The sequence below is a fragment of the Levilactobacillus senmaizukei DSM 21775 = NBRC 103853 genome, from assembly GCF_001592085.1.
Classification (GTDB): Bacteria; Bacillota; Bacilli; order Lactobacillales; family Lactobacillaceae; genus Levilactobacillus; species Levilactobacillus senmaizukei.
Genome location: NZ_BCWD01000014.1, coordinates 1 through 12,539 on the forward strand (window position 1 = coordinate 1; position 12,539 = coordinate 12,539).

The 12,539-nt window shown below is 49.2% G+C and carries 13 protein-coding genes; 4 read left to right on the forward strand and 9 right to left on the reverse strand.

The features are described from left to right. Positions 1–131: 131 nt before the first annotated feature. Positions 132–1,061 carry an NHL repeat-containing protein gene (locus LSE01S_RS06395; protein ID WP_061776804.1) on the reverse strand — a complete coding sequence of 310 codons (930 nt, stop codon included), beginning with the start codon at positions 1,059–1,061 and terminating at the stop codon, positions 132–134. Between the two features lie 160 nt (positions 1,062–1,221). Beyond that, positions 1,222–1,821 (reverse strand): DUF1054 family protein, encoded by a 600-nt coding sequence (locus tag LSE01S_RS06400; RefSeq protein WP_061776805.1) that lies wholly within the window; start codon positions 1,819–1,821, stop codon positions 1,222–1,224. A 73-nt stretch (positions 1,822–1,894) separates the two neighbouring features. Here LSE01S_RS06400 and LSE01S_RS06405 point away from each other — a divergent pair, with 73 nt between their 5' ends. The 4 genes from LSE01S_RS06405 to LSE01S_RS06420 all read left to right on the forward strand — a co-directional run bounded on the left by LSE01S_RS06405 (position 1,895) and on the right by LSE01S_RS06420 (position 4,807). Then, positions 1,895–2,356, forward strand: a complete 462-nt coding sequence (locus tag LSE01S_RS06405; RefSeq protein ID WP_061776806.1) for a YueI family protein — start codon at positions 1,895–1,897, stop codon at positions 2,354–2,356. A 17-nt stretch (positions 2,357–2,373) separates the two neighbouring features. Further along, positions 2,374–3,645, forward strand: coding sequence for a replication-associated recombination protein A (locus LSE01S_RS06410; RefSeq protein WP_061776807.1), 1,272 nt, complete (start codon positions 2,374–2,376; stop codon positions 3,643–3,645). A 299-nt stretch (positions 3,646–3,944) separates the two neighbouring features. Beyond that, complete coding sequence (locus LSE01S_RS06415; protein ID WP_061776808.1) at positions 3,945–4,232, forward strand: hypothetical protein; 288 nt, start codon at positions 3,945–3,947, stop codon at positions 4,230–4,232. 95 nt (positions 4,233–4,327) lie between these two features. Continuing rightward, a complete protein-coding gene (locus tag LSE01S_RS06420) occupies positions 4,328–4,807 on the forward strand; it encodes a universal stress protein (RefSeq protein WP_061776809.1) in 480 nt (159 codons plus the stop codon). A gap of 67 nt (positions 4,808–4,874) precedes the next feature. Here LSE01S_RS06420 and LSE01S_RS06425 read toward each other — a convergent pair whose 3' ends face one another. From LSE01S_RS06425 to LSE01S_RS06455, 7 genes are all read right to left on the reverse strand, one after another. Further along, positions 4,875–5,732: a helix-turn-helix transcriptional regulator gene (locus tag LSE01S_RS06425; protein ID WP_061776810.1), complete on the reverse strand. Its 858-nt coding sequence runs from the start codon at positions 5,730–5,732 to the stop codon at positions 4,875–4,877. Between the two features lie 353 nt (positions 5,733–6,085). Then, a complete protein-coding gene (locus LSE01S_RS06430) occupies positions 6,086–7,693 on the reverse strand; it encodes a glycerophosphodiester phosphodiesterase family protein (protein WP_061776811.1) in 1,608 nt (535 codons plus the stop codon). Between the two features lie 61 nt (positions 7,694–7,754). Continuing rightward, positions 7,755–8,897 (reverse strand): D-alanine--D-alanine ligase family protein, encoded by a 1,143-nt coding sequence (locus LSE01S_RS06435; RefSeq protein ID WP_061776812.1) that lies wholly within the window; start codon positions 8,895–8,897, stop codon positions 7,755–7,757. A 74-nt stretch (positions 8,898–8,971) separates the two neighbouring features. Next, positions 8,972–9,946 (reverse strand): DUF2785 domain-containing protein, encoded by a 975-nt coding sequence (locus LSE01S_RS06440; protein WP_061776813.1) that lies wholly within the window; start codon positions 9,944–9,946, stop codon positions 8,972–8,974. 30 nt (positions 9,947–9,976) lie between these two features. After that, complete coding sequence (locus LSE01S_RS06445; protein WP_061776814.1) at positions 9,977–10,825, reverse strand: SPFH domain-containing protein; 849 nt, start codon at positions 10,823–10,825, stop codon at positions 9,977–9,979. A 106-nt stretch (positions 10,826–10,931) separates the two neighbouring features. Next, complete coding sequence (locus LSE01S_RS06450; RefSeq protein ID WP_061776815.1) at positions 10,932–11,234, reverse strand: glycine cleavage system H family protein; 303 nt, start codon at positions 11,232–11,234, stop codon at positions 10,932–10,934. A 15-nt stretch (positions 11,235–11,249) separates the two neighbouring features. After that, a complete protein-coding gene (locus LSE01S_RS06455) occupies positions 11,250–12,455 on the reverse strand; it encodes an FtsW/RodA/SpoVE family cell cycle protein (RefSeq protein WP_061776816.1) in 1,206 nt (401 codons plus the stop codon). Between the last annotated feature and the right edge of the window lie 84 nt (positions 12,456–12,539).

Here is a 12,539-nt window from a genome sequence, read left to right on the forward strand (position 1 = left end):
CAGACTTTTCCAAGACGGTGATTCTGAATTCAAAGTATCCAGTTGGCCGACCAACCAGCAACGAACGACACGCCGCATCAAAAAAGATTCAGCAACGTAAAGTCGTTGCTGAATCTTTTGATTTGACTCGACTATTTTTCACTAACTCGCTGCATTGTGCTATTACTAAAGACCACGTACACCCCCTGCTTACCGGCACTCACAGATACTGGTAAGGCACTGGTATCACTCGTGGTCTCCCAAACCAAGTCTCCAGTCGTAGCGGCCAATCGTTCATAAGCCGTCTGCCGATCATTGGTCTGGTAAACATGATAGAGATCGCCACTGGGCCCGACGGCTAACAGAGAATTGTGGCCACCGACGGACGTTGACCAAACCTGGTTCCCCTCAAAGTCAAACTTGAAGAGCACCCCGCTGGTTGCAACCCAAATGGCATCGTTAACGACGATGTTTTGCAGTTTGCCAGTAACCGCCTGCTGCCATTGCTCTTGACCATCGGCATCCAGCTTGGTCACAACCCCATTCGACCCAACATACGTATTCCCCTTGCCATCACAGGCCAACGTGTCGATCGGCGCATCAAAACTAGTAGTCCAATCAAGTTCGCCCGTCTTCGTGACCTTCTGAACCGATTGGCCCGTCACATTACCGACGATAATATTGTCAAGCTGGTCGGCCGCCATCGTCACGATGTAGCGATTCAACAAATCATTGGTCCACTCAGTATCCAATTGACGATTGAGCTTGGACAGATCGCCTGAAATGTCACCAAACAGTAAGTTGTCTTGATGATCCACAGCCAACGCACGAATTGCACTCAGAAATCGATGCGACCAAAGGGTGTTCTGCGCTGGATCGATTTTAGCAGCAAAGCCGTTGGCTCCCCCGACAATGGCATTACCATCCTGGTCGGTCCGCACCACGTACAGGCTTTGCTCGAACTCCTCAGTCCACTGAACCTGTGGGCCCCCAGATGTTCGTGACGTTGAGAGTGGTGTGGTCGCGGTCGACTGATCCTTCTCCTCGTGACGATGCTTGCGCCAACCACTAAAAATTCCCATGGAAATTCCTCCAATCATTCAGCTTCGAAATAAAGGTGTAATGAAATAATTATTAGATGAGTACGGTTGATACTTTAAACGGTCTACTTACCATTATTTTAGCAGACTTTCATTTAAATGAAATAAAGATTCCGATATTTCGAGTGCCAATTAAGTTGCCTTACAAACGAATCAGTTGATCGTAGACTGGTAGGAGTGCTTGTACATGGTCCCGAATCGTTTGGGCCTGTTGCGCCGCCGATAATTGAAAAAAGTCGCTACCTCGCAAGTAGTTACGGCCAACTTGCCACTCCGCATGTCGAGCCGTTTGGGTCGCCATCAACGCCTGATAATTCTCCCGATTCAGTGGTCGTCCCGAGTGCTTGTCGGTGTGATCACCCCCGCATTCGAAGTCCGCTGGCAATTGCAGCACTAAGTCTTCGCTCAATTGGCTCAATAAGGTTTGACGATTCTTGGCCTCTTCTAAGACCGCCAGCCAAATGAAGAACCGATCATCCCAGAAACCCACTTCAATGTGGGGGAGCATCTTGTATCCCCGCTTGGACGTGCTAAATGCTACCCAGGTATCAGTTGGCGGATTTTTAGTCCGGCGCCGATGCAGTGAAACATGTTCATAGATGGGCATTGCCAATTCGGCAAAGACCGGTTGCAGGTCTGCCGCGGTTTCCAGAAATTTCGGATCAATCTGCGCCTGGATTTTACCCAAGCGTCCTGGTAGGGTCAGATCGTCAAATACACGAAAGTCTTGATCCTGATACATGGTGACGCCTCCTTTGAACCCAATTTTAATTCCATGGTATACTAGTCTAACTACATTGAAAAGAGGTATTTGGATGGCGGAAAAGAGCTTAATGGAACAGCATATTCAAAAGGCACAATACGGAACGCCTAAGGTCAATCCCGATGAACAACGACACTACCTTGGGACGTTTCGTGAACGAATCTCTTTGATGATGACCATTGCAGAAGTGACAAGTCATCAACATCTTGACGCATTCACCACGGAAATCACCGCCCATCCTGACTACCAATTAATTTTAAACGGTCATATTGATCAGGCTAACCTCGCCCCCTACCTTAAGCTAGCCAGTCAACACCAGGTTCGCCTCACGATCCGGCAGGAAGCCATCTATGGTGAAGCGCCCGACGAGCTCGGTCTCATCGTGGCAAGTAATCAGGCCATCAATCAGAATCCCATTAGTCTTAATAAAAAGTATCCCCAAAAGATTGCCCCGACCCCGCCTACTGTTGCGCCAAAGCGCTCATGGTGGCAACGGTTGTGGCACCGTGATTAGTGAAAGGAGTCTCCCCATTGTCTGAACCATTAGCCTATCGCATGCGCCCCCAACGCCTCAGCGACGTTGTCGGCCAGCAACACCTCGTGGGCCCCGGAAAAATCATTGCGCGGATGGTTGCGGCTAAGCTACTGTCCTCGATGATTCTCTACGGTCCCCCTGGTACGGGAAAAACCAGTATTGCTAGTGCCATCGCGGGGTCTACCAAGTATGCCTTTCGCAAGCTAAATGCCGCCACCGATTCCAAGAAAGATCTGCAGATCGTGGCCGAAGAAGCCAAAATGAGCGGCACCGTCATTTTATTATTAGACGAAATTCATCGGCTGGACAAAACCAAACAAGACTTCTTGCTTCCCCACCTAGAAAGCGGCCGCATCATTCTGATCGGGGCAACTACCGAAAACCCCTATATCAATATCAATCCGGCCATTCGGAGTCGCACACAAATCTTCGAGGTTAAGCCCCTAACATTAACCGATATCGAAACCGCACTGGAACGAGCCCTGACCGATCCAGAACGGGGGCTCGGAAAGCTCCCAATTAAGCTTGACGATGATGCGAAGCGTTTCATGGCCGATGCCACCAACGGCGATCTTCGGAGTGCCCTGAACGGCCTCGAACTAGCCGCACAATCCACACCCCCAGCCGAAGACGGCACCATTCACATCACGCAGGCCATCGCCGAGGAATGTTTCCAGCGAAAAGCCATCGCCGGTGACAAGAATGGTGATGCCCATTATGATGTTATTTCCGCCTTTCAAAAGTCTATTCGGGGCAGCGACACCGATGCAGCACTCCACTATTTGGCTCAGCTCGTCGCGGCCGGCGATCTGCCAATCATTTGCCGACGACTCATGGTCATTGCCTACGAAGACGTCGGCTTGGCGAATCCACCAGCGGCTTCGCGCACGGTGCAAGCCGTTCAGGCAGCCCAGCAGCTTGGTCTGCCTGAGGGACGAATTCCCTTGGCCAATGCGGTCATTGAGTTGTGCCTATCGCCAAAATCAAACTCCGCCATGGTAGCCATGGATGCTGCCCTAACCGATGTGAACGCCGGTCATAATGGCGCCGTGCCGGATCACTTGAAGGACGCCCACTATGCGGGCGCTAAAAAACTAGGCCACGGGAACGACTATAAGTATCCGCATAATTTCCCGAACGACTGGGTGAAGCAGGATTACCTGCCAGCTGGTTTAAAAGGATCTGAATATTACCAACCGAAGATGAATGGTCGTTTTGAAACCCAGCTGGCTGAACAGTACCACCGGCTGCGTAAAGCCAACCAGTGACCCTAATTGAAATTTAGATATTTATATGCTAAGATACAGGTGGTTCTAAGGTGTACGCGTTGTCTCACTACAAGTTGCCGAACAAGTAATTCTTAAACGGGAATGTCTAACGGTAGAGAACATGACAGGCCTTATCACTTGGAAGTCAGACGCTCTATCAAGCTTTCCCCCCTGCATTGTCATCGCGGGTCAACATGACTAGACAATTAACGGCACCACTTAGATCATTCAAAGCCTAGCTTTGAGGGCCATTCCATTGAATGGTCCTTTTCTTTTCAAAAATGAAGGAGGCATCCCTTGTGGCCATTACGATTCTGATGATTTGTTATACCCTGATCGCCCTGTGGTTCGGCTGGTACCTATTTAGCCACCGGCAACGGACGTTCTTAGTCTTTCACCCGGAAAACACCCCTGCCCTGAGTAAAGTCGTTGCGACAGGTGGCGTCTTACTCCTGATTGTGGGTGTCCTGTCCGCAGTTGCAACATTCTTAAACAACACCGTCTTCATTGCTGCCGTCCTCTTGATCGGTATCATTATCATCGTTAGCCTCCAGGTTATCCTGGTTCGTTGGCTCCCCAAGAGTTAACCGGTTACATATCCATGACCTTTTTTGCTATTTTACTTTTTATTTACCCCTAAATAACGTATGATAAGAGTATAAAGTAATGAGAGGTGAGCAATATGTTACAACAATATAAACACATTTTAGTTCCAGTTGACGGTTCTTATGAGGCTGAATTAGCTTTCAAGAAAGCGGTTGCTGTGGCTAAGCGTAACGATGCTGATTTACATCTCGTTCACGTCGTAGACACCCGGGCTTTCCAAAACATTTCTAGTTTTGATACCAGTATGGTCGAACAAGTTACCGAAACGGCCAAGAAGACCCTCGATAAGTACGTGGCCGATGCCAAGGCTGAAGGCTTGGAAAATGTTGACTACGCCATCGAATATGGGGCGCCCAAGACCATTATCGCCCGTGACGTTCCTCGGGATAACGATACCGACTTGATCATGATTGGGGCCACCGGTCTAAACGCCGTTGAACGCCTCTTGATTGGGTCCGTGACTGAATATGTTACCCGGACGGCCGTTTGTGACGTGATTGTTGTGCGGACTGATTTGGACAATGAACCTGCCAAGCCCCAACATCCAGAAAAATAAGTCATAGTTTTCTAAACGCAAAGACGCCACTGCAATGATTGCAGTGGCGTCTTTTTTATGGACTCAATTAGTCGGCAACCAGTGACCCCAATGAGGGTGCCAATCGCTCCTGCAAAGCCACGTTGTGCGTAACCAACGCTAACGTCTTCGCAATCATCAAGCTTCGCTTGGCCGCAGCCGTCGCTAACAAGGCCTGTTCGGCTTGCCCACGAACTTCGTACAAGACATCGATTAGATACAACGATGCTTGATGCTTCACGGCGGTCAAAGCCGATTCAACATTTTCAATGACCAACTGAGGCTGTTCCAATTCCAAATACATCTGAGCCATCCGGTAACGGGCCCAGATGAGCCGTTTAAAGTTGGCCTCATCATGCCATTCGAAATCATCTAGATAGGTCATCGCTTCGTTGAGATAATAGCGAGCCTTTTCCAATTCGTGACGTTCCATGTAAGCCGCTGCCATCCCCACATTACCAACGATGGCGTACAGATCCCAAGGCATCCGATATGACCGGTGCAATAAGAGATTAAAGTGGAAAATAGCTTCATCGGGGCGTTGTTTAGCCCCTAACTCAACGAAACCACGATAATAGTGATACCGTTCGCGGTCAAAGGAATTCTGAACATTGCTCATGTTAAGCTTGCCCAGTAATCCATCGGCACTCAAATAGTCTCCCTTACGAATGGCCAGTGAAATGGCCTCGAACTGTTCGTCCATCCCGCTCCCCAGACCGGATAACACATCATTCAGCGAGACATTTAATCGCCGGCAAATTTGTAGAATAATCTTGATGCTTGGAACCTTGTTTTTCTTCTCCATTAAACTGACCGTAGCCTGGGTACAGATGCCATCAGCCAACTCCTGTTGTGATAAATTTTTCTGTTTACGATATTGTTTAACTTTACTCCCTAGTAGACGCATGTCTTCTCTCCCTCACAAAGCGTAACGTTGGTCAACTGCCGATTTATTCTGATAAAACCGAACATTATACAAAGCGCGATTGATGAAAATAGTTCGCTACTAATTTACCAAGCCTGTGAAAAAAACATTGAAAACTGAATGGCCTAGTCCAGTTGGTTTATCATTAATTATTATAATAAGCGTTCTACCAACGATTACAAGTAATATACGTTATTATGAAGGAAATCTCATCTGTCTAGGCCACTTTTTCATTTTGATATAAATATATTTATATTTAGCTAGATTATGCGTAGATAATTAATATATTTGTTGCGATCGTTCGTCTATTTGGAGACAACCTAATTACCGGATTATTAAATATAGCTATAAACAAAGTTCTGGAGAATGGCCCAACTCACTCGCCAGGGCTTTTGCGTCGTGACCTGGCGTAATTGCCCAAGATTATTCGTGATCTGACCATCGGCGCCCAATTCCCAACTCCGCGTCATGGTTGCCAGTGAATCGGGTGTCCAAACGTAGGCCGCGTGCCCTTGCTGCTTAGCAGCCAAGATGAACTGTCGGCTCACTGAAATTTGTTGTAAGGAATAAAAATTGGCGGGCAAGGCCTGTGGATTAACCCAATTGAAGGGCGTAATGTACCCTACCATTAGTCCGGGAACCCGTCGTCGTAGCTGTGCCACCACTCGGTAGTCGAGCGAATGGACACATGATCCATCGCGCCGCAGCCGCTGGCCATACTGCTTTCCAAACCGTCGTACCATGTCGGCTGAATCCGCCGGGGTCGTTTTAATCTCCACCAACAGGGGTTGATGCAGACGCTCGGCCAATCGCAGATAGGCCGGCCAACTAGCCAGATGAGCCCGTTGACCATTTTCCCTAATCGCTAGTTGTTGCAGTTGATGGAGTGTTAACTGACGTGGTGTCACCCGCCGCTTGGCCAGTGTCGCCAAATTTTCGTCATGTAAGACCACCCACTGACCATCACGCGTTTCGTGTAAATCCATCTCAACGAAGTCTGGGCGTTCACGATGAATCTTACGCAACGCCCCCAAGGTGTTTTGAACTCCCCGGCGGTGATCGACCCCCCGGTGGCTGATCAGGACCTGCTTCGTAAAGGTGGGCCCAGCCGTCATCGTTTGCCAACTCACCCCACCGGCTAATGCCAGTGTGGCAATACTCAAAACGATCCTCAGTCCGTGACGAACCTCAACTGTTCGGCGAAGTTCCGGAGCACCACACCAACTCCAAATGAGTGTCGTTATCCCTAAGACGGTCAGGCACTGAAAGCCCAACCAACTCACCATGATGCCAGCCGTTGTCACCATTTTCATCGACGTCGCCGAATCCGGTGGCCAGGCTTGCAAGCCCTTGACTAATAATTGACTACCACCAAACCATAGACCCAATAAGCCTAAGCTAACGCCGATTGCTCGGACCATCTGTCCCGGGCGCCCGGGATGCTGCAATCCGGGTGTCAATCGCCGAAAAAACCTGGGACCGCCGATCAAACAAAACAGCGTCACCAGTAAGTAGCCGATTGCGACACTAATAACCACCGGGCGCCGGTGCAACCCCACCAGGTTGACCCACTCACTAGGTAACCAAATACGGGCCAACAGCTGACTGCTAAGGCCAAAAAGGCCCCAGGGAATCATCAGCACCGTTAGTCCCAACTCAAGGAGCAGCCACATTAGCTTATGGGCCCACACGAGCCGCCAGACCCTTTGCCAGGTAACTGGTTGGTCCGGGTGACTAAAGGTTAATGCCAAGGCTGCTAGCTGCCCAGCAACCATGACCAGTGTCACTAGTGTGCCCAGTACTTGACCGAACGTCCAGCCCGGCCGCTCGCCCAACCAGCGTAATCCTGTCAGGGCGGTAATCACCGCCAGCCAACCCCATAACAGCCCTGGCGTCAAGCCACGCTGCCACGCACCGATCAACTTATGCCAACGTCGTTGCATCAATAATCCCCTCCAATAAAAAAATCGCTTGAGCCCGCAGCCCAACCGATTCTCGTTGACATTATTTCTTTGGTTTAAAGGTCGATGCTGCCGAATTATCATCCAATGGAATGAAGTCATAGGCCAACTCGTCCTGAACCTCAAACTCATCTTGTGCTAAGCCGATCAGCCGATCAATTAAGTCCGTATAGCTAATCCCGGTTGCTTGCCACAATTGTGGATATAAACTAATGTTAGTGAATCCAGGCAATGTGTTAACTTCACCGATGTAAGGAACCCCGTCCTTTGACACCAGGTAGTCAATCCGCGCCATCCCCTTCAAGCCCAAAGCCTTGTATGCTTCAAGCCCCATCGAGGTGATTTCGGCCGTCAAATTGTCTGACAATTCAACGGGTACTTCAAAGGTCACGCCACTAGCATCCACAAACTTATTGTTGTAGTCGTAGAAGACGTCTGACTTAGGAACCCGAATGGCCCCCAGCCGTGAAGCCTTAGGATCTTCATTACCCAAAATGGAAATTTCGACTTCTTCAGGACCATCGATGGTCTGTTCAACCAGCACTTTATAGTCATAACGGAAGGCATCAGAGATCCCTTCGATATACTCCTTAGCGTTGCTGGCTTTATGAATCCCAACTGATGAGCCTTGGTTAGCAGGCTTGATGAAGACGTTGGTCCCTAATTTTTCCTGAACCATTGCGTAATCGTAACGGTCCCGGTTGTCAGGGGTCAACACAAGATATTTCGTATTACGAATCCCGTGGGTCGTCAAGACTTGCTTCGTCATATCCTTATCAAAAGCCACGGCTGATGCTAAGACGCCACTCCCCACAAAAGGCTTTTTCAATAGGCGGAAAAGCCCCTGGATCGTCCCGTCTTCACCCAAGTTACCATGAATAATTGGGAAGAAAACATCAATGTCTTTTGCTTGGGATAAATTCCAAATGGGTGCCAATGGGTTAGACCGGTCTACTTTGGACAACTCCTCAGTTGCCACAGCAGCTTCATCCTCACCATCAAAGACCCGGCGAGAAGCCGCGTCGCTCAAAACAAATCCGCCCCGCGTCAGTAAGAATAAACTAACGTCGTAACGTGACTTGTCCATTGCATCGTAGATGTTGTGAGCCGAACGCTTTGAAACGTCATGCTCCGAGGAATTGCCACCGAATAATAGACCTACGTGTAACTTTGTTTTCGTCTCCATGTTGTCACTCATCCAATCGTATAAATTTCGGTTAGCCTACATTATACCATTTTTAATAAACTTTGCGTAGCGGATCAGCCTAAAAAGTCAATCGTTGAGTTCAAATAGTCCTCAAGACTTTGTGGCAGATCCTTATGTAACCGAAAAGAATCCAGAAGCCGTTTACGATTGAAAAATCGGTTCCATCCGGCAATGGTGTCGGGCCGCCGGTGAAGCGCAACCGCCTTGCGCCACTGCTGCAAAACCATCACCAACGTCTGTTCATAGAGGGTGTGTCGATTGGCCAGATCGATGAAGTACGCCGCCATCCGGTCATTTTCACCATAGATTAAGGGCGTCTTTAGCCGCCGCAATCGTTCGATCAGACTGACCATCAGAAATAGTTTATCGGCCCGATCCAGGCGTTCACTGGCCGCCAGAACAACCAATAAATCCGTCAACGCGGCGAAAGTATGGGCCCACCCCTGATGGTTGATGAACCCCCGGGTATCCGTTTCCAAACAAACGGCCGTGGTGGCCAAGATAACCAGCTGATGCCAGTCGATCTTAGCCGCTACCTGTCCGTTTTCGCCAACGAAATGCAAGAGCACCGCCAACAAATTAATCCGACCGGAACGGCCAAAGACGGCCGCATTGGCCGGTTCTAACGCGTGAGCAAACAGGTCCTCTGGCTGCGTCAGTTGATTAAAGATGAAGAGCAGCTGTTCAGAACTTAGAGCGTTTTGCTGTAGGGCATCATAAATGGTAAAGTTCACACCCTGATAGCGAATCAGCGGGTCCGGCGAGCCCAGGTGTTGGATGAGTTGCCGCATTTTGCGGAATGGCAGGTTAACCGGATCATTGGCCTGGAGCTGGCCCTTCAGGTTGGCCAAGATCTCATCGATCCCATCCTCGTCATCCGGTAACTCAACTTCGGTCCGCCGGCGTCGATGAATACCATCCATCAATTCACCGAGCCGCCGCCCCAATGACTGGTAAACCTCACCATTTTTCACCTCTGCGTTGAGCCCTTCGATTTGGGTCATTAACGCCCCGATCTGTTCGTCCATTCCAGCAACCTCCAGTTATTTTTGTCTCGCCTATGGTTCAACCTTGTCCGTGTGGATAACGGGTTGCGAACCCCGTTCATTGATGATTGAAACCATCATATTATTGATTAATTGTAACTTCTGATTATCCGATAAGTCCAGTGTCGTTTCGGCTTCCAAACGCTCAATCGCGCCTTCGGTAATCGAAACCGCCCCTTCCACTATAATCTTACGTGCAGAGAGGATTGCTTGGGATTGTTGTCGTTGCAGCATTGCCGACGCAATTTCGGTGGCGTAGGCTAAGTGTGTGAGTCGGGTCTCCACAATTTCAACACCGGCTACGTCTAAGCGTGCTTGCAATTCCTTGGTCAATCGGTCGGAAACCTCCGAGGGATTACTGCGTAGGGTCAACTCCGCGTCATCCGTAAAATTATCGTAAGCATACTCCGAAGCCACGTGGCGAATAGCGGATTCGCTTTGAATTTCTACAAACTCTTCGTAATTTTCGACAGCAAAGAGCGCCTTACTGGTATCCACAACCTTAAACACAATCACCGCCGCAATCTCCACGGGATTCCCGCGAAGGTCATTAACCTTTAGAATCGCACTATTAAAGTTACGAACTCGCAAAGAAACCGTTGCCTTATTAGTGAGCGGCACCGTGAGATACAGCCCGGATTCGCGAATGGTGCCGATGTAACGACCAAAGAAGGTCAGTACCTTGGCTTGATTCGGTCCAATAATGGTCAAGCTGCTGGCAGCAATCAGTGCCACCACGATGACCAAACCTCCAAGTGGCCGGTTCACGTTAACTACCAGTTCGCCCCCGATACCTAGGAGAATCAAAACGAGTACTAAGCCAAGATAGCCATTTAAATGAAACACCTTTTTCTCTTGCATATAATTTCCTCCATCCCCACAACTATCTTCATTATACCCGACAATTCACCAAACCACTAAAAAACCGGCCACCCTCGTAAAGAAGGTGGCCGGCCGCTTTGCTTAATTAATCTTCTCGGACATCGACGAACCAAGCCGCTTGAGTGTCGCGACCGTTTAGGGGCGCGAAATCATCGGTTAGAGCGGGATTAACCGCCGTGACCGTCCCCGTTACGGGGCTTTGAATATCTGAAACTGCCTTATCGGCTTCAACACTCACCAAGTTGTCACCCTTGGTGACCTTGTCGCCCACGTCAGGCAACTTAGCAAACTTGATGGTGCCTAATTCGTCTTGACCCTCACTGGTTAAGCCAATGCGTGTCCCATCGTTGGTTGCTGCCGTCCAGAAATACTTGACCATTTCACTCATGTTAAGCGCTCCTTTTTATTCGAAAGCTTTATTACGACTAAACATGTAACTCTTATAATGATAACGCATTGACATGATTAACCCAATCCCAATCAGGTTACCAATCAATGCCGACCCCCCTTGACTAACAAACGGCAACGGAATCCCCGTCAGTGGTAGCAGACCAATACTCATCCCAATGTTTTCGAACACGTGGAAGAGAATCATCATGATAACCCCGGTAGAGATGTACGCGTAAAACACGTTCTTGGTATCAAAAGTGACTCGAATCATTTGGTAAATCAATAAGAAATACAGGAATATCAGGACGCAGCCTCCAATGAACCCGAAGTTTTCGCCAATCACGGAGAAAATCATATCGGACTCCCGGACAGGAACATAGACATGCGACACATTGAACCCGGTGCCGAAAATCCCACCGGAACCTACCGCCTTCATACTTTGCCAGAGTTGATAACCCTGGTTAGAGGTGTCGGCTGAGGGATGTAACCACGTATCAACCCGAGAGAATTGGTAGGCTTGAAAGCCAAACTTCTCCAAAATTTTGCGTCCCCAGTCGGTGGTAACCAGCGTTAAGGCGGTTCCACCAACGACAGCAATTCCCCCAAAAGCAGGCGCAATGATCTTCCAAGTAATTCCGGAAACGAGGATCACCCCACCAACGATGGCGAAGAACACCAGCATTGTCCCAAAGTCATTTTGCAACTTCAACAACACAGCAACCGGTAGGGTCCACAAGATCAGCTTTCCAATTAACCGCCAGTCCGACCGAACCGTGTGGACAGGGAAATTATTGTTATGTTCCGTGACCACCCGCGCCAACATTAAAATGAAGGCGGGCTTCATTACTTCTGATGGTTGGAAGGTTAGAGAGCCAATCGCAAACCAACTCCGAGCACCGGTGTTGGCGAAATAAGCCCGACTATAAAAGATCAGAACGGCCGCCAACAGGAAGATCCCAATTCCATAAAGGACGGGTGCCACCTTCCACAACTGTTCAGAATCAAACTGCATAATAATCACGATGGCAATGGTCCCTATGATGTACCATGCCAACTGGGAGATAACCGCGGACGTAATGCTGGTTGCACTACTATCATGAGTGGCCGCCACATAAATGGAAGCCAGCCCAATCAACGCGAGCATCATGACACAGAAGATGATGCCCCAGTCGATTCGCGAGTCTACCTCGCCACGCTTTTCTGTCGCATTCTTTGCCACTATGATTGCTCCTTAACTCAAACTAAGATTTTGTCTTAATTATAAAGGCCGCAGTGAACAAACTTGAGTCACTCCGGCCGACTT

What these genes read in the sequence shown, in the direction of transcription:
- LSE01S_RS06395 (WP_061776804.1), bottom strand. Translation starts at nt 1,061, where the DNA reads ATGGGAATTTTTAGTGGTTGGCGCAAGCATCGTCACGAGGAGAAGGAT.
- LSE01S_RS06400 (WP_061776805.1), bottom strand. Translation starts at nt 1,821, where the DNA reads ATGTATCAGGATCAAGACTTTCGTGTATTTGACGATCTGACCCTACCA.
- LSE01S_RS06405 (WP_061776806.1), top strand. Translation starts at nt 1,895, where the DNA reads ATGGCGGAAAAGAGCTTAATGGAACAGCATATTCAAAAGGCACAATAC.
- LSE01S_RS06420 (WP_061776809.1), top strand. Translation starts at nt 4,328, where the DNA reads ATGTTACAACAATATAAACACATTTTAGTTCCAGTTGACGGTTCTTAT.
- LSE01S_RS06425 (WP_061776810.1), bottom strand. Translation starts at nt 5,732, where the DNA reads ATGCGTCTACTAGGGAGTAAAGTTAAACAATATCGTAAACAGAAAAAT.
- LSE01S_RS06430 (WP_061776811.1), bottom strand. Translation starts at nt 7,693, where the DNA reads ATGCAACGACGTTGGCATAAGTTGATCGGTGCGTGGCAGCGTGGCTTG.
- LSE01S_RS06435 (WP_061776812.1), bottom strand. Translation starts at nt 8,897, where the DNA reads ATGGAGACGAAAACAAAGTTACACGTAGGTCTATTATTCGGTGGCAAT.
- LSE01S_RS06440 (WP_061776813.1), bottom strand. Translation starts at nt 9,946, where the DNA reads ATGGACGAACAGATCGGGGCGTTAATGACCCAAATCGAAGGGCTCAAC.
- LSE01S_RS06445 (WP_061776814.1), bottom strand. Translation starts at nt 10,825, where the DNA reads ATGCAAGAGAAAAAGGTGTTTCATTTAAATGGCTATCTTGGCTTAGTA.
- LSE01S_RS06450 (WP_061776815.1), bottom strand. Translation starts at nt 11,234, where the DNA reads ATGAGTGAAATGGTCAAGTATTTCTGGACGGCAGCAACCAACGATGGG.